We start from the raw sequence: 24,400 nt of genomic DNA, 5'->3' as shown, positions 1-24,400 counted from the left end.
TAGCTGGTGGTTGTTGAGTTTAATCAATAGCAGCACTAGCAGTTTTCAATGAGTTTCTGTCGAGCTGTCCGTAACTGCTGACATTGTTTCTTAGTAGCTTATTGATATTGTTTCTGGCTGTTTCAAGGCGCTTGAATAATAAAGCCAACTCTTCGGTATCTAGCGATCCGTTAGCAGCTAGTTCCTCCTTTAACTCATCGATTTCTGCTTGCTCATTGTTTAACTTCTTTGCTTCTTTTGGTGTAAGTTTTCCGACTTTGACACCTTGCTCTATCGACTGAGCCTGTTTCTTCTGAACATTCGTGACCTGTCTGGCAGTGACCACATTGTTACCTGCCGCCGCTATCCCGGACAACAACGTTGTTAAGGATATTGTTAAAACTACTCTATAAAATTGTCTGCTTTTCTTCAAAGTATCACCCCAAATCTGCTGAGTCTCTGGTCAATTATTATGTGAGACTAGCGTTAGGTGATATGGTTCACAAAAGTAGTTCATTATTATTGCTAGCGGACTTAACATCAATGATAAATGACCATTTGGTTAAACCTTACACAAAAAAACGGCATTGTAAAAACAATGCCGTCATTTATTGATATAATAAGTAATATTTATTACTTAAAAATAGTTATCCTTTTTTGTAATGTCCGTGTTTACCAGAATTATGACCTGATGACCTCCATTGGTGGCGCTGATAATTCGCACGTTTAGCATTGAACCGTTGCTGTTTTACTCTTTGGTGGTGAGCATTGCTTCTGACGACACGATGGCCCGCGTGATGTCTCACCTGACTTCTGACTACTCGCTTTCCGGCATGGTGTCGGTTATGGCTGCGAACCACTCTGTGCTGACGAACCTGATGTCTGGCATTTCTGTGAGCGGCTCGTTGTTGTCTAATCTGACGGGCCTGACGTTGAACATGTCTACGCTGTGAGTAATTGTGATCATTACCACCGCCAACACTTACCGTAAAAGACGAACGTGTTGGCGCATAATAAACAGGTTGAGGGACATAGCGAGGTTGTACATAACGAACCGCAGGCTGATGCTGCACATACTGAACGGTGGGGCGATGTACCTGTTGCACAACGGGCTGTTGTACATAGCTTACTGCAGGCTGCTGAACATAGCGGGCTTGCTGTGTCACCGTTGCTGCATGTGCTTGCTGTGCTCTTCTGGCGGCAACAGCTCTTTGAGCTGCCAGTTGTGCTGCTTTTTGTCTTGCAGCTCGCGCATTTTGTGCAGCGATCTGTTGTTGCCTGATAATTTGAGCTTTTCTGGCGGCAGCTTGTTGCTGAACTCTTAGCGCTTGTGCACGACGCTGTTGGTTAATGCGATGTTGATTAGCCAGTGCTTTCTGCTGCCTGGCACGTTGTTCCTGCAAGAAGCGCTGGTTGTGTTGTTGGTTCACCGCAATACGTGGCACAGTGTAGCTCTGAGCATGTGAGTGAGCTTTTTGGATATGTGGCGTATTAGGTGCGCAAATCACATGCCCATAAGACTGAGTACTTGCCAGTAATACAGCAGCACTAATACTGAGTAATGATAGGGGTTTTAGCATTTTATTATCTCCTTTATTATCCGGGTGCTTTTCTTAAAAAAGATCAGTACATCCTGTACCGTTCACCCGTTGAGACGAAGATTATAATGACAAGTTCTTGCTTGTCTAAACATAACTCAAGTATTTGATAATTAAATAAATAATGATAATTTAATCTGCTAAAACCTACCGATTATCTGCTTTTCTTTGACATCCAAAAATCCAAACCTTGTGCATTTAGTTTGGCGTCCATCGCAATGATTTTCAGAACTTCATCATCAGATTTTTCGCCACCTAAACATCGGTATTCGCTGAGCAAATATTCATCTATTGATTCTTTAATCAGCTTAGAGCGCTCCTCACCGCTGTTACTGTGTTGTTCTGTAATCTCCAGATACTTGTCAATCGAGCGAAGCAGTTGCCCGGAAATATTACTATCAGGAGTAATACGACCATAATGCGTTAGATTAAACCCCGTTGGATTTGCATCCTCTAATCGCGCAATGCTTGCTCTGAGTGCATCAGGATCAAACTGCACCGGCGTGGTTGTAGCAAATACGAGTGGGCCTGAAGGTGTGTTGAGAGAAGGGTAACCGATACCGTAGGTATCACCCGTGAAAATACTATTGCTCTTAAGATCATGCACACAGAAATGATGTCTCGCATGCCCCGGTGTATCGTAAAAACGCAATGTACGTGTACCCAACTTCAATTCAAAGTTATCTGGTGCTTCAATGACACGTTCAGCAGGCACCGGCTGTAGTTCGCCATACATAGCTTTAAACGCGTCTTCACCATAAACCGCACTAGCACCCGCGATTAACTTGCTGGGATCGATCATGTGACGCGCGCCCAGAGGGTGAATAATCAGTGTTGAATTCGGACAGTCCTTGATCAGTTTGCCTACCCCTCCGGCATGATCAAGGTGAACATGGGTAGGAATCACATAGCTCACTGATGTCTCATCAAGACCAAATTCATTCAGTACTGACATGATATAAGGTGCAGTATGGTTGGTACCTGTTTCAATGATGGCGCATTCATTGCCTTCTATAATCAGATAGACAGAGGCTACTCCCGGATTTATGTATTCCGCATCAATGTGAATGACGCCATCACCAAGGTCGCTGTAAGTTGCTTTTGTTGCCATGTAAAGATTATCTCCTGAAAGTAATGATCTGCTCACCTGTGGTACAATTTTACTATGAAAATAACAGGTTTATTGAGGCTAATACTATGAATTGCGATGTCTTCTTTATATCAGAAAGTACCGGAATTACTGCTGATGAATTAGGTAGTAGCTTGTTGTCACAGTTTCCACAGTTTAGCTTCACAAAGCGCTATCATCCATTCATAGATACTATTGAAAAAGCAGAGATTTTGGTTGAGCAAATCAATGAAATTGCTGAAGGCCAGTCTGTTAAGCCGCTGGTATTTGCCACCATGGCTAATAAACAGATCAATAAAGTGCTTTCTGGGGTGGCTGCTAACTATTACGAATTGTTTGATAATTATCTGGATAAGATTGCAGATAATCTGGGAGTGGTACCACGAAGAGAATCTGGCTTAATGCATGGTCTGGTGAATGAGTTACAATATGATGCGCGCATCGATGCAGTTAACTACACACTGGCTCATGATGACGCTATGGTGCTAAAGGGGTTGGATGAGGCTGATGTCATCATGGTGGGTGTATCACGCTCTGGAAAGACCCCAACTTGCCTATACTTAGCATTAAAATATGGCATAAAAGCGGCGAATTATCCTTTGACGAGCGACGATTTTGAACGCCACGCGTTTCCTAAAGAGATCCTGAAATATAAAGAAAAACTGATTGTAACTACCATTAGCCCACAACGTCTTCATCATATTCGTGAGAAGCGCAGACCCAATAGCCGCTATGCTTCTATGCCAATTTGCGCCTCGGAAATTAAAATGGCGATGGATTTATATGACCGTCACGGTTTGGTTCCTTTGGATGTTACGAGTCAGTCCGTCGAGGAATTAGCAACCCAAATTGTACGTATATACCGTCTCTCTAAGAGTGTTGATTAAATACTTTCTGCGATTTACCCTTGAATGACGGCCCTGCGCGGCAGGTGTTGACCATAATCCAGTCATTAAAAGGTACATCATGAAACAATACATTATTTGGCTAAACCAGCTAGGTATTAATGACATTGACCATGTAGGCGGTAAAAACGCTTCTCTTGGTGAAATGATCCAAAATTTAACCAACCTCGGCGTGAAGGTGCCCGGTGGTTTTGCAACAACATCTGATGCGTACCGAGAGTTTCTGGAACATGATGGTTTAGGCGATCGAATCAATGCCGTGTTGGATACCCTGGATGTCGATAACATCATGGAGTTAGGTAAAGCTGGCGCTCAGATTCGTGAATGGATTATGAACATTCCGCTGCAGGAAGGCTTTGAAAAGAGTATTGACGAAGCATACGCTAAGCTTGAGGCTGAGTATGGTAAAGACGTGACATGGGCAGTCCGTTCATCTGCCACCGCTGAAGACTTGCCAGATGCATCCTTTGCAGGTCAACAAGAAACATTCCTCAACGTACATGGTTTAGCTGATATCAAGATGGCGATACGTCGTGTATTCGCTTCATTATTCACTGACAGAGCAATTGCCTACCGCGTCCACCAGGGCTTTGATCACGGCTTAGTTGCCTTGTCAGCCGGCATTCAAAAAATGGTACGCTCTGATATTGGCGCCAGCGGCGTTATGTTCTCACTTGATACTGAGTCAGGCTTCGATAAAGTCGTACTGGTGACCGGTAGTTACGGCTTGGGCGAAATGGTCGTGCAGGGTGCGGTGAATCCGGATGAGTTTTATGTCTATAAAGATACCTTAGCAGCCGGAAAACCAGCCGTTCTGAGGCGCACACTCGGAAGTAAACTGATTGAAATGGTTTATGATTCTGAGGGTGAAGAGCCTGTTAAAGTAATTGATGTAGATGATGAAAAAAGCCGTCGTTATTGCATTAACGATCAGCAGGTAGAAGCTCTGGCTCGTCAGGCTGTTATTATAGAACAACACTATAAGCGCCCCATGGACATTGAATGGGCACTAGACGGAACAGATGGTGAGCTGTACATTGTTCAGGCACGTCCCGAGACCGTACAAAGTCAATCTGGCAATGTGATGGAACGTTATGAATTACAAGGTAAATCCAAGGCAATTGTGGAAGGGCGCTCCATTGGCTCACGCATTGGTTCGGGGACAGCTAAGATCATCATGAGCATTGATGATATGGATCACATCCAGCCTGGTGATGTTCTGGTCACTGATATGACAGATCCGGACTGGGAACCGATCATGAAGCGTGCTTCAGCCATCGTGACTAATCGTGGTGGACGTACCTGCCATGCTGCCATTATTGCCCGCGAGCTAGGAGTGCCGGCAGTTGTAGGTTGCGGTGATGCAACACATACAATTGCTGATGGCACGGATGTAACCGTCTCTTGTGCAGAGGGTGATACGGGTTATGTGTATCCTGAGTTAATTCCTTTTGAAGTGATGCGCACCGAACTTCAGGACATGCCTGAGTTACCGTTGAAAGTCATGATGAATGTGGGTAATCCGGATCGTGCTTTTGACTTCTGTCAGGTTCCGAATCACGGAGTCGGTTTAGCACGCATGGAATTCATTATCAATAATATGATAGGTATCCATCCTCGTGCCTTGCTGGAGCTGGATAAGCAATCTGAAAACCTTCAAACAATTATTAAGAAGCGCACGGATGCTTATGAATCTCCTAAAGAATTCTTCATTAGTAAGATCGTTGAAGGAGTCTCTAGTATCGCGGCGGCGTTCTATCCGAAGCCTGTTATTCTCAGAATGTCTGACTTCAAATCAAATGAATATGCCAACTTGATTGCCGGTGAAAACTACGAACCTGATGAAGAAAACCCTATGATTGGCTTCCGTGGTGCGGCACGTTATATCGACCCTGAGTTCCGTTCTTGTTTTGATATGGAGTGCGAAGCCATTAAACGTGTGCGCAATGATATGGGTTTCGATAACGTCGAAGTCATGGTGCCATTTGTCCGCACTCTTGACGAGGCTAAGTCAGTCACTGAGCTACTGGCTGAGAATGGTTTAGCGCGTGGTGAGAATGGCTTGCGGCACATTATGATGTGTGAGTTACCATCTAATGCGGTTCTGGCGGACCAGTTCCTTGAGTACTTCGATGGATTCTCCATTGGCTCTAATGACATGACTCAGCTCACTTTAGGGCTGGATCGTGACTCTGCTTTGGTAGCTGAAAGCTTTGATGAGCGTAACCCTGCGGTCAAAGCGATGCTACAAATGGCCATTCAGGCGTGCAAGAAGCAGGGCAAGTACGTTGGTATTTGTGGTCAAGGACCTTCTGATCACGAAGATCTTGCGGAATGGTTAATGGATCACGGAATTGATAGTGTTTCATTGAATCCGGACACCGTTGTCAGTACCTGGCTGGACCTTGCAGAACACGGTAAAGCATAAGATTCAGTAATTTACCTCTGACTTGTAAAGCTTAATCACCCGGCCTGTTGCGGTTGCCACTGCGATAGGTCGGTTGAGTTATCAAACACCCAGTCTGCATTTTGTGGTTTAGGTGTTGATCTCAAAATTTTCAAATAATCCTTCCGGGCAATATTTACCGCACCAAGGCTCAGTAAGTGCGGATTTTCAATCTGACAATCGATCAGGCTATATCCTTGTTGCTGTGCATACCATGCCAGGGCAACGAAGGCGATTTTTGAGGTATCTCGTTCACAGCTGAACATTGATTCACCGCTAAACACACCATCAGAACTGATTCCGTACAGACCACCAACCAGTTCATCATCACGGTTATACACTTCAACAGAGTGAGCCACACCTAGTTCATGCAGGCGGCAGTAAGCTTGTTGCATTTCGGTTGATATCCAAGTCCCGTCGCTGTAGGCACGAGGCCCTGCACAAGACTCTATAACTTTCTTAAAATTTCTATCAAAAACAATTGAGTAGCCTTTATTTCTAATGCTTTTTCTCAGGCTTCGTGAGATCTTGATTGCCTCGGGGAACAACACAGAGCGTGGGTCAGGGTTCCACCAGTAGATCGGCTCACCTTCGTTATACCAAGGAAAAATACCAGATTTATAAGCATTGATGAGGCGGGTGGGGGATAAATCGCCACCGATCGCAATCAATCCATTGGGCTCTTCCCACGCCATCTCAGGCGGAGGGAAGGGCTCATCTTTTGCATATGGATCTAGATAAACTAATTCCAGATTAGACATTTATCATCCGTTTTAACTAAGCGTCATTAAGTGCATCTAAGTACTTTTCAGCATCCAGAGCGGCCATGCAGCCAGTTCCTGCTGATGTAATAGCTTGTCGGTAGATATGATCCATAACATCACCAGAGGCGAAAACACCGGGAACGCTAGTGGCTGTTGCATTTCCAGCAGAACCACTTTTGACTGTGATGTAGCCGCCACTCATATCTAACTGGCCATCAAAAATAGCGGTGTTAGGTTTGTGACCGATCGCAACAAAAATACCGTGAACATCCATGTCCTGAACAACGTCAGATTTAGTATGTTTGATGCGCATACCAGTGACGCCAGCGTTGTCACCTAACACCTCTTCAAGCGTATGGTCCCACATCAAGGTAATATTGCCGTTTTCAGCTTTTTCAAACAGGTGATCCTGCAGAATTTTTTCGGCTTTTAGTGAGTCACGGCGGTGTACTAAAATTACTTCTGAGGCGATATTTGAAAGATACAGCGCTTCTTCAACTGCAGTGTTACCGCCGCCAATCACTGCGACACGACGATTGCGATAAAAGAACCCGTCACACGTGGCACATGCTGAAACCCCACGCCCTTTGAATGCTTCTTCTGATTCCAGACCCAGATACATTGCAGATGCACCGGTAGAAATAATTAAAGCGTCACAAGTGTAGCTTCCCGTGTCCCCCTGTAGCTTCAGTGGACGGGTGCTAAAATCAACACTGGTGATCTGATCGATGATGATTTCTGTATTAAAACGCTCCGCATGTTTACGCATACGGTCCATTAGCTCAGGGCCTTGAACACCATCATTATCTCCTGGCCAGTTATCAACATCTGTGGTTGTCGTGAGCTGTCCGCCTTGCTCCATTCCGGTAATCAACACCGGGTTAAGATTTGCACGTGCTGCGTAGACTGCCGCTGTGTATCCTGCCGGGCCAGAACCAAGAATAAGTAAGCGACAATGTTTTGTATCTTGCATGAATGTAACCCTGATTTATGTTGTTAGTTGTCTCTATGCTAAGTAAACGACGTCGCGAGGTAAAGCTCACGCAGAATAAATATTCTTTTTCATTGGCTTTGGCTTTATAATCCCTGTGATTATGGGGCGTTTATGGCTTAGAAATTAAAATTATTAGCCAGTAATAATAATGACACCTGATTTAGGGCAATAAGAACTTCACGGAGTAGGTTTTGGCGGATAATGGAATAAAAAGTAAACTCAACGCGCAAAAATTGGTGAGCTTGCAGCAAACCAGTGTTCTATTTTTCTCTTGTTTGAGTGCGGTCATATTGTTAGCTTTGGTGTCATTTAACCCTGAAGACCCAAGTTTCATCCACTTTGACAGTGACAGCATTATCCAGAATAAGGCTGGCCCTGCTGGTGCTTACCTGTCTAGTATCCTGATTGGCTTCTTTGGTTACCTAGCTTACATAATACCTATTTCGCTGTTGTATCTTGGTTTTTTCCTGTTTCGTCCAATGCCGAGCAATGGCGGACTGAATACGTGGTTGACCGTCATCGGTGTTTTTTTAGCGCTGTTGTGCGGCTGCGGTCTAGTCACTTTACTCTGGCCAGACAGTAACCTTACCTTCAAAGCAGGGGGGTTGTTAGGTTTGATGGTTGCCAAGGCTTTTGTGGCAGTGTTGGGTGACTTTGGATCTACCGTTGCTTTGTTCTGTGGTTTCTTCGCTGGCCTGACATTATTACTGGATATCTCTTGGTTACGCGTCATCGAGAAAGTTGGTGACTGGACCTTATGGGCTTTTGAAAGACTATTGGGAGACGAGTCTGACGAGGCGGCTGTGGCTGTAAAAGAATCGTCAGAGCCTAAGACTAAGAAACCACTGCTACCTAAAATGTCATTTGGCAAAAAGAACAAACAAGGCTCTGATCGGGGTGACAGTGAACTTACTACTAAGCCAGCTAAAGAAACACGAAAAACCAAACCCAAAAAAGTGATAGATGCGGCTAAAGACGAAGAAGTTACTGAATCAAAAGCACCATGGTACGCGGCTATTACAGCCGGGGCTGCTGGCGTTGCGGGTGCCTTGAGCCGTAAATCATCCGCTGCTGATGATGCACAAGGGAGCCATGACGTCGATGAGCAATACGAAGAAGAACATGGTGAAGATCCTGAAATTCCGACCATACGAGAAGTCGTTTCAACCTCAAAGCCAGCTAATGAAACACTGAGTACGCCGCCAACAGAAATTGCAGGTGCAGTGATGAATGTTGAGCCGGAAGAAGAGGATTATGAAGATAATCTAAACCCCGTTGCATTACCAGTAGCGGCTAAATCAAAACCTAAACCCAGAATTGAAGCAACAAAAACAGAAGCGAAAAAGTCTGCAGGGACGGCACTCGGTGGCATAAAGAAAGCATTAACCACCAAGCAAAAGTCAAAATCTAATGCGTTAGGACTACTCCCACCACTTGACCTGTTAGAACCAGCACCTGATAACCAGGGCAAGTTTTCAGAGCATCAACTCGATGTATTATCTGAGAGTATTCAAACGACACTGTCGGATTACGGCATTCACGGTGTCGAGGTGGTTGACCGCTATCCCGGGCCGGTGGTTACGCGATTCGAGCTGGATCTGCCACCGGGCACCAAAGTCAGCAGAATCTCCGGATTGGCTAAAGACATCGCACGTAGCATGCGGGTACAAAGTATTCGTATCGTAGAGGTTATACCGGGCAAGACGACTATCGGAATTGAGATCCCTAACGATACACGTGAATTGGTTGCGATCAGTGAAATCCTAAACGCTGATATCTATCAGAAATCAAAATCACCACTGACTTTGGCGATGGGAAAAACAATTGCGGGTAATCCTGCCATTGCAGATTTGTCTAAAATGCCGCACGTATTGGTAGCAGGAACAACTGGTTCTGGTAAGTCTGTTGCAGTGAATGCCATGATTCTGAGCTTGCTATACAAGGCGACACCTGATCAGGCGAAACTCATTCTGATTGATCCAAAGATGTTGGAGTTGAGTATCTATGAGGGTATTCCTCATCTTTTGACATCCGTTGTGACGGATATGAAGGATGCGGCTAATGCATTGCGCTGGTGTGTTGGTGAGATGGAACGTCGTTATGCTGCTATGTCGTACATGAAAGTGCGAAACATCGCTGGTTATAATCAGAAAGTACAGGAAGCAATTGATCGCGGTGAACCGATTACTGACCCAAGTTTTGATCCAACCCAGCATATTGATACACAGCCATCAATACTCGAGCCATATCCTTATATTGTGGTGGTAATTGATGAATTTGCCGACATGATTATGGTGGTTGGTAAGAAAGTTGAAGAATTGATTGCACGACTCGCACAAAAAGCCCGTGCATCGGGTATTCATCTGATTCTGGCTACCCAACGTCCGTCGGTCGATGTAATCACGGGCTTAATCAAAGCTAATATACCGTCGCGGATCGCATTCCAGGTGTCTACTAAGGTCGACTCCAGAACCATACTTGACCAAGGTGGTGCTGAGCAGTTACTGGGTAATGGTGATATGTTATACATGCCTCCTGGCACTGGTTTACCACAACGTATTCACGGTGCGTTTGTGAGTGATGAAGAAGTTGAAGAAGTAGTCAATTATCTTAAAGAGAATGGTGAACCCAAATACTTAGACGATGTCCTAAAAGACACAGGCGGAGCGAGCGCCCCAATCCCTGGGTTGGAGCCGCTTGCTGAAACCGAAGGTGACGAGTTGTATGATCAGGGCGTAGCAGTGGTCACAGAATCGCGACGCGCATCGATTTCGTATCTACAGCGTCGTTTAAAGATCGGATACAACCGCGCAGCCTCTATGATAGAGGATATGGAAAAAGCCGGTGTTGTGAGTGAAGTGCAGTCCAATGGAACGCGCGAAGTACTGGCACCACCACCTGTTAAAGACTGAGGTAATTAATGAAAAAAACAATGGTAGCAGTATTGCTGGTTGCGAGCATGGGTCAGGCAATGGCTGCAGATAATTCGGCACGTCAACGTTTGGATGCTTTCTTCACAAAAGTGAATAGCCTGTCAGGTAACTTCACTCAGCGTGTGTATGATAAGAAAGGCGCTGTGATTCAAAACAGCAGTGGCTTACTGTATTTAAGCCGTCCGGGCAGGTTCCGTTGGGTTTATATGAACCCTGAACCGCAGGAAATTGTCAGCGATGGCAAGAACGTTTGGATTTATGACGAAGAGCTTGAACAAGTAACAATCAAGCCAGTTGGTAGTGCGGTATCTGCTACACCTGCAGCAGTATTGACACGAAAGGATCCGCCAGCGGCTCGCTTTCATGTGAAACAGTTACCATCCAAAGGTGGTCAGGACTGGTTCCAATTGGTACCAAAGCAAGCTAACCGTGATTTCAGATCTATCGAGATGGGATTAGACGCAAACGGCAACCTGAGACGTATGGTGATGCGTGACCAATTAGGTCAACGTACCGACCTGAGTCTGAATATGAAAAATAACGTACCAATCAGTGGTGGTACATTCTATTTTCAGGCACCTAAAGGCACTGATGTGATTGGTAGAGCTCAATAAGCCAATCAACTGTTAGACAGCTTGTCCCGTCCTAAAATAAGTTGACGGCTTTATAGAGCCAGTTCATCAAATGAACTGGCTTTTTTATTTCCGGTTTCAGTATCCGAGTATTGAATTGCTGCTAACGTTGCACAAATTGCTATCTACTTAGAGCAGGCATAGTCAGTTATTTAGGAATAGTATTCCTGAACTGCTTTTCCGATTTTCTGTAGTGTTTCAGTAAATATTGCGTCGTTTTCCTGCAGCAAAGTCATACGAAAACCGTTTAGGCTGGAACCAAAACCACTGAGTGGCACAACACAAACACCTTCCGAACCCATTAATTCATAGGCAAACTGAAAGTCCGGTGCAACATCGCCACTACTGGCCAGTAAGTCGTCGATGTATAAGCGGACAGTTTTGGTTTTTGCAGAAAGCTTAGCGCGTGGCAGGTCGATAAGTTCAACGACAAAGTAGAACACACCACCGGGCATGGTGACTCGCATATTAGGAATAGTGCTGAAGTATTCAACTGCTTCGGATGCCCGGCGGTGATATTTTTTTATTCTTTCTGTGAGGTAAGGTTCGAATTCGGGTGCTGAGTAAACATGAGGTAAGATCATCTGCGGTAAGGTAGTTGAGCAAACCTCAAGCATTTTAGCTAGTAAGATCATTTGTATAAAATCGCGAAAGTCATCATCTTTCTCCGCGTTATAGACTTCAATCCACCCGCAACGTGAGCCGGGCCATGGAATATCCTTACTAATCCCCTTCATACTGATGCCCGGTACATCACCAATGATTTCATGTAGCAGGGTATTTTCAACACCATCAAAGACCATAGAGTGATAAATTTCATCAAAGATCAGGAAGCAATCATTGTCTTTTGCGATCTTAACGATACTTTCCAGTGTCTCACGGTTAAACACCCGGCCGGTTGGGTTGTTTGGGTTAATGACCAGAATCGCTACCACGTGGTCATTGTATTTGACCTTGTTTTCAATTTCCTGAAGATCTGGCTCCCAGTTATTCGCAGGATCTAAGTGGTAGGAAATAAATGAACAACCCGCATGCATTGCCTCAGCAGTTGCATGAGACGGATAGGTCGGTGAGGGCACCAGAATACGGGCTTCACGGGGGAGGTTATTGATGACCTTATTAATCGCCTCACCCAAACCGTTAAAGAACAGAATATCTTCTACGGTACAAATTTTCTCATTAGAGAAGTTATCAAGCACGTACTGGCGAGTAGGCAGGTAACCACGAGTGTCTGTGTAAGCAAAGGCCTCATCTGTTGTCGAATTCTCCCGAACAATTTCCTTTATCCATTCCGGCATTTGCTCACCAGCAGTGATCGGGTCACCAATGTTTTCCCAAGTCATTTTGAAGTGACCCAGTTTCTCCAATGCCTTACCGATTGTGACGACTTCACGTATCGGATAATTTAATAGTTTATTGTCGGCGCGTAATAGATTCTGTCGCACTTGTCAGGACTCGATATTAATAAGCGGGCTATATTAGCAAAGCCTGTAGTCTCAATGAAAAGTATTCGCTTATCTCATAAGGAATATTTAAAAATATTAATACATTCCCGTACGCAATCTGTAGTTTTTGTATGCTTGCGCATAGTGTAGACTCGGGAAAATTGCCTTTTAATTATGGAGATATCATCATGACCGAGCTTTCAAAAGCAGCTATCGAAGCACAACTGGAAACCGTGCAGGATCGCTACCTTGAGAAAGATTTAGTAAGTACTAAGGCGCTCAAAGCCATCGATATTACTGACGGAAAAGTGTTTCTACGCGTTGAGCTTGGCTACCCCGCTGGTAGTTATCGTGATGAATTAAAAAAAGAGATTGAGACGCTGGTATCTGCAATCGATGGCGTCAGCTCAGTCGAAGCAGTGATAGAGCAGCGGGTTGCCGCACATGCCGTTCAAAAGAGTCTGAAACGAATTGAAGGTATTAAGAACATTATTGCAGTGGCATCCGGCAAGGGTGGTGTTGGTAAATCCACAACCTCTGCCAATCTTGCATTGGCATTGGCCAGCGATGGCGCATCTGTTGGTATATTGGATGCTGATATTTACGGTCCAAGCCAACCACGCATGCTAGGCATTAGTGGTACGCCTGAGTCTAAAGACGGTACCACGCTCGAACCCATGCAAAACCATAACCTGAAAGCAATGTCGATTGGTTTTTTGGTAGAAGAAGATACGCCAATGATCTGGCGTGGCCCGATGGTGACACAAGCGCTGGAGCAATTACTCAAAGACACCAATTGGGGAGAACTTGATTACCTAATCGTTGATCTGCCACCAGGAACCGGTGATACACAGCTGACTTTGTCTCAAAAAATACCTGTCAGTGGCGCAGTCATTGTGACAACCCCTCAGGATATTGCACTGCTGGATGCCCGCAAAGGCCTGGCAATGTTTGAGAAAGTAGAAGTGCCTGTGTTAGGTGTTGTAGAGAATATGAGTATTCACATTTGCAGTGAATGTGGTCATGCAGAGCATATCTTCGGTCAGGGCGGTGGTGAAAAGATGTCGTCTGAATATGATGTTGATTTCTTAGGTGCGTTACCACTGGATATCAATATTCGTGAACATGCCGATAATGGTAATCCTTCATTAGTGTCTGACCCCGATGGCAAAATTAGCGACATGTATCGTGATATTTCACGCAAAATGTCTGCTCGTTTAGCTGAAAAATCCAAAGATTACACTGCTAAGTTCCCGAACATCGTGATCCAGAATACTTAAACGTTTTACCGTTCGTCATATTGCGGCCGCACAGGTTTCTTGTGTGGCCGTTTTGTTTTATTATCCCCGAATGACTAAAATAACATCAATACTAATAACACTATTCGTCCTTTTCACCGTGACAGCCTGTAGTTCAGGTGCCGGCATCAAAGGTATTGCTGAACCACCAAAAGTCAGTGTGCAAAATGTGCAAATGGAACGCTTAAGCTGGCAGGGTGGAGAGGCCAACTTTACACTCAATGTGAGCAATCCAAATGCTTTCCCACTACCACTGACCGGTTTTGATTACCAGTTGAAGCTAAATGGTGTCGCTGTCGCAAATGGTAACCGTGAAGAGTCTGTTACGATTCCCGGCCGACAAAGCAAACAAGTTTCAGTGCCTCTCAAGCTAAGTTTTGTTAATATAGCCAGTATGCTGCCGGGCCTTATCCGACAAGGCGCAATGCAGTATCAATTAGCAGGATCAGTTCACTTGCCTTGGTTGAACATTCCTTTTACACGCTCAGGCACTACCAATTTGAGACCTTGATATGAGTATCAAAGCAGATCGCTGGATCCGCAAGATGGCAACAGAACACGGCATGATAGAACCTTATGCTGAATCACAAGTACGTACACAGGATGATCAGCGAATCATTTCTTATGGTACATCGAGTTATGGCTATGATGTGCGCTGTGCGGATGAGTTTAAAATCTTTACCAATATAAACTCAGCAGTGGTAGACCCTAAATCATTCGATGAAAACAGTTTCGTCGATGTGAAATCAGATGTTTGTATTATTCCACCCAATTCATTTGCACTGGCCAGAACCGTTGAGTATTTCAGAATACCTCGCAGTGTTCTGACGATTTGCTTAGGAAAATCCACTTATGCACGCTGCGGAATCATTGTGAATGTGACACCTTTGGAGCCGGAATGGGAAGGACACGTGACGTTAGAATTTTCTAATACAACAACACTGCCCGCTAAAATATATGCTAATGAAGGTGTTGCTCAGATGCTGTTCTTAGAGTCAGATGAGATCTGTGAAACGTCATACCTAGACCGTGGCGGTAAATACCAGGGACAAACTGGCGTTACGCTACCACGTACCTGATCAGTATTTATAGGATAATCACATGAGAACGGAAAAGGTTGTATTTGCATTTTTCATTGTACTTGCACTCACGCTAAACTTTGGTTTCTTTCTGGGTGATTTCTCCAATGTGCATCATCACAACGTTTATGAACTGTTCGCTGCCATTGTTGTGAATCTTATCGCGACAGTATTAAAGTTTGGTGACAGAACGCATTTGGGTTCAGTATTTCTTGCCACTAGCCTGGTCGCTGTTCTGCAGCTTATCGTTGCAGCCCTTATTTGGGGAATTCACTCGGCAACTGCTGGTGCTGAAATGGATGCAGATACATTCTCCACGATTGTCTCACTCAGTGGGGGCGCATTGCTGGCAAATATAATCTCGGTAGTGTTGTTGGTTGCTGAAACTGTGAATCTGCGTCGCTAGTCACGCAGCCTCTTACACATGTCTAACCTAATTTACTTATTGCTCCGGCGCCTACGGGCACCACTGATAACGTTGATTCTGGTTTATGCTGTATCAATGCTCGGTTATGTGCTGATTCCGGGTGAAGACAATAATCGCGATTTATATTACATGACGTTCTTTGAAGCTTTCTATTTCGTTAGCTTCATGGGAACAACCATCGGTTTTGGTGAAATTCCTTATGAATTCACTCAACCACAACGTTACTGGACGCTGATATGCCTGTACGCAACCGTTATCACGTGGTTATACGGCATCGGCTCCTTACTCAGTGTGTTTCAGGATCCGGCATTTAGGCAACAAACAAAACTCAATAGTTTCAGGCGAGCAGTCAGTCGTATTCGACAGCCTTTCTATCTGATTTGTGGTTACGGTGAAACGGGGCGAAAGCTAGTTGAAGAGCTTGCACATGATGGTGTTCTCTCAGTGGTTCTCGACCCCGAAGAGGGACCGATCAATGACCTTGAAGTAAATGACCTGCCAATTTCACCCCTGTGGCTACGCGCTGATGCTTCCGATGCTCAATTACTCGAATATGCCGGAATTAATCACCCAAGATGCTCAGGAATCATCTCTCTTGCCAATGATGACCGGGTTAATCTAACCATTGCAATTGTGGCTCAGCTACTAAATAAAAACGTCAGGTTGATTGCACGCGCAGATACCAAGCAGGCAGAATCCAATATTTTGTCCTTTGGTGCTAACGAAGTAATTAATCCGTTTGAGACGTTTGCATCACGCCTTGCTTTAGCGATTAACTCACCCAGCCTGCATTTGATCTACGAGTGGACAACTGGGCCCAGAGACAGGCGTGTAGATGAAGTTTATCTACCTAAAAAAGGACGCTGGATTATTTGTGGATTTGGTAATTTCGGTCGTACAGCTTATCAATACCTTGATGATATCGGGCAGGAGCTCTGTGTCATCGAGCCTGATCGGCATAGACGTGATGTACCCGCAGGCGCAATCATTGGTAGACCAACCGAAGCATCTACGTTGAAAAAAGCAGGTATCGATGAGGCGGTTGGTATTATTGCCGGTACCGGTAATGATCCGGATAATCTCTCGGTACTAATGACTGCACGCGAGCTGAACCCAAATATTTTCAGAGTCGCTCATCAAAACGAAGAAAAGAACAAACCTATTTTTGAAGCAGCTGAGCTTGATGTCGTCATGCAACGTGGCAACCTGATCTCTGATAAGATATTTGCCTTAACTCAAACACCCTTACTAGGTGACTTCCTAAGGATAGTACAGAGATTTAAGAGTGAAAGAGCAAATCTATTAGCCAGTAGAATGATTGCGGTGATGGGTGATGAGTTTCCGGAATTATGGGAGTTTGAAGTTAATGCTAAAGAAACCCCGGCATTGTTCGATCGTCTGAATGCCAAGCATCAGGTATTGGTTGAAGATTTACTTCGGTTGCCTGATAACAGAGAGAAGCGTATAGAAGCCTTTATGTTGTTTCTGAAGCGTGGTGAGGGCAATGTCATTCTTCCCGAGAATAACCGACTAGTGCATATCGGTGATCGCTTCCTGATGTGTGGTACCAAAAAGGCACACCACAACGTTCAAATTATGACAAGGAACGCACAATATTTAGAATATGGACTTACTGGTGACTTAAAGCCGGACAGCCTAGTGTGGCGCAAGATAATGGCTAAACTTGCGAGATAGTTTACTTACACATACCTTACACAGGCAAGCTAACGGGTAACCGTTATTTGGCTGAGCTACTCATCAATTTCAGGTTAGCTTCCATCACCGAAGCCGTAGCTGCATTATCATTAGCAGCCGAAGACTCATCCAATAACTCATCTGGCAAGCGGTGCTCCGGAATCTCATAACCCTGTTGATTCTGCCAGTTCCTGATTAGCTTGAACTGTTGTACAGGCGGTTTTTTTGAAAGCAGGTGGTCGAACTGTTTGATCCTCTTAGTCTCAGCAAGATAACTGACAGCCTTTAACCATGCCAGATCAAAGCCTAGCGTTTTGATATTAAATTTACGGATGTACTTCTTTCCTTCAACACTACCAGATACAACAAAGTAGGGGGTATAGATCACAGAAGTGTAAATTTTTTTACGGCCTGGTTTTGGTTTTTTTGCACGCGATTCACGTCTCTTAACATGACGTACAAACTTCATTTTGATACCAGACACACCGGTCACATAAGCAGAGTTTTGTGGTCGTTCAACTTTAAGGCGATCACGCTGACTTTTTTCAAGCATCGCCTCAAGCTCCCATTCAGACAAGAGCTGTTCTGCTTCTTTTTTAACGGCGCTGATTTCACGACCTTTGATACCTAACCAACGCTGCCTGTTCTTTTTCTCACTGGCAAAGTAGCGGGTCACACGGAAGCCTCTGAATCCAGATGGGTGAGCTATTTCTGTATGATCGTATATAGGCATGAGGTTGATGATAATCCACAAGTTGCGTGCCACTGACAAGTTAGAGTGGCAGATATTGAGTCTATTATCACATGAATTGCGCGTTTCTATGTAGGGCGAATACTGATAAGTATATTACACTTTTCTAATAGTAAAACGGTAAGTTGTATCACATTACGCTGAAGGAGCTGTTTCACAACAGCGTAATGTGATTACTTCTGGTTTAGCCAGATGTACTGTCATCAGATGAAGCAACCGCTGGTGCTGCTGACTTTGACTCGGCTTTTGCAGTCGAAGTCACTACCGCTGCTGCTTTGTCCTTTGCCGTTACCACTTTTTTCGTGGTTGTTATAACGGGCTTAGGAGCTTCAGGAATATCAGGCACAACAATAGGAGCTGGCTTAGCAGTACTTGAGCTACTTGTTGTATCGGGCTTCGAGTCAGAAGGCTTCTTTGCCGTGGACTTAGCTGAACGACGCGTTGTTGTTGTCGTTTTTGGCTTTATAGCAACTTCAGTCGTTGGAGTCGTAGCGACCGCAGGAGCAACTTTAGCTGCTGCTGGTTCTTTTGATGATGAACTCTTAGCTTCAGTGGACTGTGCAGCATCTTCACTAGATGACTTACTCGTTGTCTTCTTGGTCGTAGAGCGCGTACTTTTGCGCGTAGAGGTTTTAGTGACCGGCTTAGGCGCAGCAGTTGTATCCGCACTGCTGTCCTTGGCTTCAGGGGCAATCAGATCAATTTGAACTGGCTCTTTACCGGAAGTCTCTGGTTTGCTCTCAACAGTGTCAGGTTTGGCTTTAGACTTACTTGTTGTACGCTTACGCGTCGTTTTCTTTGGCTTCGCTTCAGCATCAACAGTGCCATCAGTCTTAGAAGTCGTCGTTGCGGCTGGCGCTGCTTTAGCTGTTTCTTCTGTATCCTTCTTATCCGCTGCCGTTTCTTCCTTCGCTGTTACATCCTTAGCAGACTTAGGTTTTTTCGTACTCGTCTTTTTAGAGCGTGTTTTCGGCTTCTCACTGGCAGCTTCTTTCTCAGGAGTATCTTCAGCAACTGGCTTTACTGCAGCCTCAGTTTGTTTAATGTCCTTAGTTGTCTCAGCTGACTCAGCGGTTTTAGACTTATCTTCTTTAGTTTCCTTTGGGGTCTCCTTAGCCACACTAGACTTTGTCGACTCCTTATCGTCTGTTTGCTTCTGCGTAGACTTACTTTCTGAAGATACGACAGGTTTGTTAATATCAACTACCTCTGTCTTATTTGTTTCAGTAGCTGCCTGATCAGGGCTTTGTGCTGTTTCAGTTGTTGTTTTTGATTTGCTGGAACGACGTCGGCGAGGCTTTTTACTCTTGCTTTCAGAGCTGCTTGCAGCCAATGGAATAGTGATCTCCAGCGGAGTCATATCCTGTTGATCCGTCGTCGCTGCTACATCTTTTGCATCTACCTTGTCAGTTGTCGTCGTCTCACGAGGCTTGCGACTTCTGGTACGTTTGCTATCACTGCTGCTTTTGCTGCGTGAACTGCTTTGACTCGGCGTATCACTAGTAGTTGTAGGCTTAGCAGTCTTACTCGACTTGCTGCTGGTAGATTGACTAGTCGGTTTAGTACTGGTCTTCTTATTTGTGTCCTTACTCTTGCTGCTGGTCTTTTTAGGCTGAGTTTTCGCAGTAGTAGTAGAGGACTTGTTATCTGGAGTCGTCTTTGAGGATGAACGTGACTTTGATGATGTCTGTTTGCGGCTGCTTGATGCGCTTGATCCAGTGCCCGAGCTGCTACGTGATGAGCCAGAGCGAGTAGAGCGACTGGATGATGATTTGCTGTTAGCTGATGAATTACTCTTTGTGCCTCCGGAACGCTTGTCGTATTGCTTTCTGACTGGCTTTGCAGTTTCCTGTACTTCTTCGTCTTTCGTGCCGAATAACGTACTGACAATACGAGAAAGAATGCCTGGTTTAGTCGAAACAGGAGCAGGGCTGGAAGGCCTTACCTGAGACACGATAGGCGCTGCCTGAGCGGGAGCAGCTGGCTCAGAATGTGAAGCATCGTGATCGGCATTTGTTTGCTGAGTCATCCGTAAGTAAGACTTGGGCTGGTCTTCAACATCTTCTTCTTTCAAGCGCTTAATTTCATAGTGTGGTGTATCAAGCTGAGGATTTGGAATAATGCTCAGATTGATTCCGTGACGCTCCTGAATATCGCTCAGAGGCTTGCGCTTCTCGTTCAGCAAGAAAGTCGCAACAGCAACAGGGGTTTCTGCAACCACCTCAACTGTCATGTCCTTCATTGCTTCTTCTTCCATCAAACGCATGATAGAAAGTGCTAATGACTCAACGCCACGAATAGTACCTTCACCGCTACAGCGAGGACATATGATCTGACTTGACTCACCCAGAGAAGGGCGTAAACGCTGACGAGACATTTCAAGCAGACCGAAACGAGAGATACGTCCAACCTGTACACGAGCACGGTCCATCTTCAATGCATCGCGCAGGCGCTTTTCGACTTCACGCTGATTGCGGTTCGGTAGCATATCGATGAAATCAATAACAACCAAACCACCCAAATCACGCAGACGTAGCTGACGCGCTACTTCGTCTGCAGCTTCAAGGTTAGTATTCAAAGCCGTCTCTTCAATGCCCTGACCGCGCGTAGAGCGAGCCGAGTTAACATCGATAGAGATTAATGCTTCGGTATGATCGATAACAATCGCACCGCCGGAAGGTAGATTGACTTCACGATGGAATGCTGAATCAATCTGATTCTCAACCTGATAGCGGCTGAACAGTGGTACTGTGTCCGTGTAATGCTTCAGCTTGCGCAGGTTGTGAGGCATTACCGCTGAGATAAAGTCATGAGCCTGAGCGTACACTCGCTCGTTATCGATCAAAATCTCACCGATATCGCTACGGAAGTAATCGCGTAGCGCACGAATAATGACGTTGCTTTCCTGATACAGCAGTACCGGAGCAGGGTGCTGCTGATTGGCTTCAGAAATCGCTCCCCACAGTGTCTTTAGGTACTCCATATCCCATGTGAGTTCTTCCAGCTCGCGACCAACACCGGCAGTACGGACGATAGCGCCCATACCTTCAGGTATATCTAGTTGGTTCAGGATGTCACGGATCTTGTGGCGATCTTCGCCTTCAATACGGCGTGAAACACCACCAGCACGAGGATTGTTCGGCATCAGTACCAGATAGCGACCTGCCAAACTGATATGTGTTGTCAGGGCAGCGCCTTTGTTACCGCGTTCTTCTTTATCAACCTGAACCAGTAATTCCTGACCTTCTTTGAGTACACTTTTGATACTAGGGCGGCCTTCGATTTTCTTACCGTTGGTATTCCAATAGTCTTTTGAAACTTCTTTGAAAGGGAGGAAACCGTGACGATCGGCTCCGTAGTTCACGAATGCAGCTTCAAGGCTAGGCTCAATGCGGGTGATGACACCTTTGTAGATATTTGATTTTTTCTGTGCGCGATTGGGGTGTTCGATGTCTAGATCATAAAGGTACTGGCCATCGATCATTGCTACACGAATCTCTTCGGACTGTGTGGCGTTAATTGCTATTCTTTTCATTAAGTTATGAGTTTCCTGTTAGTAAAATAACAGTCCACCAGCCTACGATCGCGTTATCTCTCGCATTGACAACGCAGCACGACCGCCCGGGTAACCACAGGACGGATTGCAATATTATTGAATGCGCACAGCTCGAGTATTGATTCTCTTTGAAGTGCGTGTACTGCAAGTGCTCAGAAAGATGACGGTGTCGCTAGTCATCATCTTTGAATATTCTTCTCGCCAGAGATAACATATTTATCACTGGTTTATTGGCTTTATGGAACTGCTTATTTAGATAGCCCTTGGGCAATCCATTCCCGATAGTAGTCAGCCTGTTTGACTTAATGTCCAGACTAACTATGTTGACTTCGTCGTATTGACGAGCCTTATAAAAAACTTTTAGAGGGCAGTCGTGGAGACTTGTGCGAATAAGTCGTTGATATAAAACGCCCCAATTTTCAATATTCTACGAATACCCCGCGAATATAACAATTTTGTTACACTGCAGCAATACAAATATTAGCTAAATTGAATACTTGTAAATAGCGTCATTGATAGCCGTTCGATGTTATGATTTGCGAATGTCAGAGATAACCACAAATAAAGTTCGGTTCATTACCGTAACAGCGTCAGAAGACGGTCAGAGAATAGATAATTTTTTGATGAAGGAGTATAAATTCCTGCCTAAATCAGCCATCTATAAGCTGTTAAGAAAAGGGGAGATACGTGTCGACAAAAAGCGTGTCAAACCAACACACAAGCTCGTGCTGGGCGAGCAAATTCGTGTTGCTCCAATCAATTATGTCGCTGATGCATCAGAACCACGGCAAGCTAGCCAAGCTTTGAAAGATAGAATAGCTGAGTCGATTCTATTGGAAGATGATGACCTCATTATCATTAACAAGCCTTCTGGCATTGCAGTTCATGGTGGTACTGATAATCCGCACGGTGTGATCGAAGTGATTCGACAACTTAAGACTGATTTAGACTATATCGAGTTAGTCCACCGTATTGATAAAGAAACCAGTGGACTGTTGTTGTTAGCTAAAAATCGAACAAGCTTGTTGGAACTACATGAAGCGTTTAAGACGGGTGACATCAGTAAGTATTATAAAACGCTGGTATTTGGTCGTTGGAGAGGAGGGGAAGAGCATGTGCGTAATCACCTCAAACGTGCTGAACATGGCCAACAAAACATGCAGGTGACAGATGGTACTGAAGGAAAACTCTCTGAAAGTATCTTTAGTCCGATTGCGTCTTACGCAGACAATACACTTCTCAGTGTACGTTTGTTGACAGGCCGAATGCACCAAATCCGTACCCAATTATCTGATATGGATTACCCAATTACCGGTGACACAAAATATGGTGACTTCACACTAAACCGAGAATTCACCAGAAAAACCAAGCTTAAGCGATTGTTTTTACATGCATATAGAATCGACTTTAAGTTGCAGCACTCTGGAAAATCATACAATCTTGAAATTCCATTAGCCGATGACTTAGCAGCAGCATTAAGCTGTATAGACTAACGACATTACAATAAATAACGAGTAGAGAATGAATATAGAAAATCAGCAAGCCGTTGATGCACTTAAAGAAGTAGCACTAGCAGGTATTCAGGAACAACGTCGTTCAAGGCGTTGGAACATCTTTTTTAAAATCGCGTTTATTGTGATTGCACTGTCTTTTTTATTGGTGATGGGAGGCCTGCTAGGTAGCGTGGCTCAACTGACTAATCCCAAATTAGGGGCGATGGCTGAAGGTAAGAAATACGCTGCTATGGTAAGCATCAACGGTACCATTTTAGATGGTGAGGCTGCTAGCGCTGATAATCTGATTGAAGCATTACAAGGCGCATTTGCAGACGAACAAGCAGAGGGTGTTATTCTTCGCTGCAATAGTCCTGGTGGTAGCCCGGTACAATCTAATCATGTATTCACAGAAATCATGCGTTTACGTGATAAATATCCTGATAAACCAGTGCATGCAGTTGCAGAAGATGTCTGTGCCTCGGGTGGTTATTATATTATTGCAGCAGCACAGAACATCTATGCTGATAAATCCAGTTTAGTAGGATCTATTGGTGTGCGTATGGATAGTTTTGGGTTTGTAGAGGGTATGAAAAAAATTGGTGTTGAGAGCCGGCAAATTACTGCAGGTGAAAACAAAGCATTACTCGATCCGTTCAAACCCCAAAAACCTGAAGATGTTGCGTATCTGGAAAAGTTACTTGAGAACACGCATCAACATTTTATTGATGCAGTGAAGCAAGGACGTGGAGATCGTATTGATGTTGCTGCGAACCCGGATTTATTTACTGGGTTGTTTTGGAGTGGTGATCAGGCGAAAGGGCTTGGTTTAGTCGATGGTTTCGGTTCGGTACGCAGTATTGCACGTGATGAGCTTAATGCTGATACCGTTGTTGATTTCACATTGCAGTCTGATTTGCTGGAACGTTTTTCCAAAAGACTTGGATCGCATATTGGCGCTGGCTTAACCAATTTACAAAATGCTGTGTTGCGTTAATTCAGAATGTTACGCCTGAAGCGTATGGATATATGCGTTTCAGGTATGCAGGCGAAAGCTGCCAGTAAAAGTACTTTTTTGGTATTATATAATTTAACATAATATTAATTATGCGAACCTTTCATGTAAGTAGTTTTTACAATGATTTGTTTGTTTATCGGTAATGATTTTCTATCTACCCACTGCGGCCGCAATTTTTAAGATTTATACCTAATTTAATATCTACAATAACTTTATTAACAAAATGATAAGGAAATTCTCTCTGTACACGACAAAAAA

Annotated in this window: 19 protein-coding genes; 11 read left to right on the top strand and 8 right to left on the bottom strand. The window is 44.6% G+C overall.

Features of this window, described 5'->3' with window-relative positions; genetic code table 11:
- Positions 1–19 precede the first annotated feature (19 nt).
- From DKW60_RS08165 to DKW60_RS08155, 3 genes are all read right to left on the bottom strand, one after another.
- A complete protein-coding gene (locus DKW60_RS08165; RefSeq protein ID WP_146203452.1) occupies positions 20–355 on the bottom strand; it encodes a hypothetical protein in 336 nt (111 codons plus the stop codon).
- A 271-nt stretch (positions 356–626) separates the two neighbouring features.
- The gene (locus DKW60_RS08160) at positions 627–1,559 is read right to left on the bottom strand and encodes a hypothetical protein (protein WP_109837163.1); all 933 of its coding nucleotides are present in this window, start codon (positions 1,557–1,559) and stop codon (positions 627–629) included.
- Between the two features lie 172 nt (positions 1,560–1,731).
- A complete protein-coding gene (locus tag DKW60_RS08155) occupies positions 1,732–2,688 on the bottom strand; it encodes an MBL fold metallo-hydrolase (RefSeq protein WP_109837162.1) in 957 nt (318 codons plus the stop codon).
- Between the two features lie 86 nt (positions 2,689–2,774).
- On the opposite strand from DKW60_RS08155, the gene DKW60_RS08150 reads away from it, so the two are divergent.
- Positions 2,775–3,593, top strand: coding sequence for a pyruvate, water dikinase regulatory protein (locus tag DKW60_RS08150; RefSeq protein ID WP_181389625.1), 819 nt, complete (start codon positions 2,775–2,777; stop codon positions 3,591–3,593).
- Between the two features lie 79 nt (positions 3,594–3,672).
- Positions 3,673–6,039 (top strand): phosphoenolpyruvate synthase, encoded by a 2,367-nt coding sequence (ppsA, locus tag DKW60_RS08145; protein WP_109837160.1) that lies wholly within the window; start codon positions 3,673–3,675, stop codon positions 6,037–6,039.
- 35 nt (positions 6,040–6,074) lie between these two features.
- Here ppsA and aat read toward each other — a convergent pair whose 3' ends face one another.
- The gene (gene aat, locus DKW60_RS08140; protein ID WP_109837159.1) at positions 6,075–6,818 is read right to left on the bottom strand and encodes a leucyl/phenylalanyl-tRNA--protein transferase; all 744 of its coding nucleotides are present in this window, start codon (positions 6,816–6,818) and stop codon (positions 6,075–6,077) included.
- Positions 6,819–6,834: 16 nt separating this feature from the next.
- On the bottom strand, positions 6,835–7,794 hold the full coding sequence (trxB, locus tag DKW60_RS08135) for a thioredoxin-disulfide reductase (RefSeq protein WP_109837158.1): 960 nt from the start codon (positions 7,792–7,794) through the stop codon (positions 6,835–6,837).
- Positions 7,795–8,006: 212 nt separating this feature from the next.
- Here trxB and DKW60_RS24485 point away from each other — a divergent pair, with 212 nt between their 5' ends.
- Both DKW60_RS24485 and lolA read left to right on the top strand, forming a co-directional pair.
- Entirely contained in the window at positions 8,007–10,727 is a 2,721-nt protein-coding gene (locus DKW60_RS24485) for a DNA translocase FtsK (RefSeq protein ID WP_281271831.1), read from the top strand.
- 8 nt (positions 10,728–10,735) lie between these two features.
- The gene (gene lolA / locus DKW60_RS08125) at positions 10,736–11,362 is read left to right on the top strand and encodes an outer membrane lipoprotein periplasmic chaperone LolA (RefSeq protein WP_109837157.1); all 627 of its coding nucleotides are present in this window, start codon (positions 10,736–10,738) and stop codon (positions 11,360–11,362) included.
- A 170-nt stretch (positions 11,363–11,532) separates the two neighbouring features.
- Here lolA and DKW60_RS08120 read toward each other — a convergent pair whose 3' ends face one another.
- Complete coding sequence (locus tag DKW60_RS08120) at positions 11,533–12,825, bottom strand: pyridoxal phosphate-dependent aminotransferase (RefSeq protein ID WP_109837156.1); 1,293 nt, start codon at positions 12,823–12,825, stop codon at positions 11,533–11,535.
- 188 nt (positions 12,826–13,013) lie between these two features.
- On the opposite strand from DKW60_RS08120, the gene apbC reads away from it, so the two are divergent.
- From apbC to DKW60_RS08095, 5 genes are all read left to right on the top strand, one after another.
- Positions 13,014–14,105: an iron-sulfur cluster carrier protein ApbC gene (gene apbC, locus DKW60_RS08115; RefSeq protein ID WP_109837155.1), complete on the top strand. Its 1,092-nt coding sequence runs from the start codon at positions 13,014–13,016 to the stop codon at positions 14,103–14,105.
- 70 nt (positions 14,106–14,175) lie between these two features.
- Positions 14,176–14,634, top strand: coding sequence for an LEA/WHy family protein (locus DKW60_RS08110; protein WP_109837154.1), 459 nt, complete (start codon positions 14,176–14,178; stop codon positions 14,632–14,634).
- 1 nt (position 14,635) lies between these two features.
- Positions 14,636–15,202 carry a dCTP deaminase gene (gene dcd, locus DKW60_RS08105; protein WP_109837153.1) on the top strand — a complete coding sequence of 189 codons (567 nt, stop codon included), beginning with the start codon at positions 14,636–14,638 and terminating at the stop codon, positions 15,200–15,202.
- Positions 15,203–15,224: 22 nt separating this feature from the next.
- Positions 15,225–15,608 (top strand): DUF6394 family protein, encoded by a 384-nt coding sequence (locus DKW60_RS08100; RefSeq protein ID WP_109837152.1) that lies wholly within the window; start codon positions 15,225–15,227, stop codon positions 15,606–15,608.
- An 18-nt stretch (positions 15,609–15,626) separates the two neighbouring features.
- On the top strand, positions 15,627–17,324 hold the full coding sequence (locus DKW60_RS08095; protein WP_109837151.1) for an NAD-binding protein: 1,698 nt from the start codon (positions 15,627–15,629) through the stop codon (positions 17,322–17,324).
- Between the two features lie 43 nt (positions 17,325–17,367).
- Here DKW60_RS08095 and DKW60_RS08090 read toward each other — a convergent pair whose 3' ends face one another.
- On the bottom strand, positions 17,368–18,057 hold the full coding sequence (locus tag DKW60_RS08090; protein ID WP_146203451.1) for a hypothetical protein: 690 nt from the start codon (positions 18,055–18,057) through the stop codon (positions 17,368–17,370).
- Between the two features lie 202 nt (positions 18,058–18,259).
- Positions 18,260–21,610: an Rne/Rng family ribonuclease gene (locus DKW60_RS08085; protein WP_109837149.1), complete on the bottom strand. Its 3,351-nt coding sequence runs from the start codon at positions 21,608–21,610 to the stop codon at positions 18,260–18,262.
- 563 nt (positions 21,611–22,173) lie between these two features.
- Here DKW60_RS08085 and DKW60_RS08080 point away from each other — a divergent pair.
- Both DKW60_RS08080 and DKW60_RS08075 read left to right on the top strand, forming a co-directional pair.
- Positions 22,174–23,124: an RluA family pseudouridine synthase gene (locus DKW60_RS08080; RefSeq protein WP_109837148.1), complete on the top strand. Its 951-nt coding sequence runs from the start codon at positions 22,174–22,176 to the stop codon at positions 23,122–23,124.
- 28 nt (positions 23,125–23,152) lie between these two features.
- Positions 23,153–24,121 (top strand): S49 family peptidase, encoded by a 969-nt coding sequence (locus DKW60_RS08075; protein WP_109837147.1) that lies wholly within the window; start codon positions 23,153–23,155, stop codon positions 24,119–24,121.
- The last annotated feature ends 279 nt before the right edge of the window (positions 24,122–24,400 follow it).

The organism is Leucothrix pacifica, assembly GCF_003172875.1.
GTDB classification, from domain to species: Bacteria; Pseudomonadota; Gammaproteobacteria; order Thiotrichales; family Thiotrichaceae; genus Leucothrix; species Leucothrix pacifica.
The sequence above is the reverse complement of the archived record's forward strand: the minus strand, read 5'-3'. Positions and strand labels throughout refer to the sequence as shown.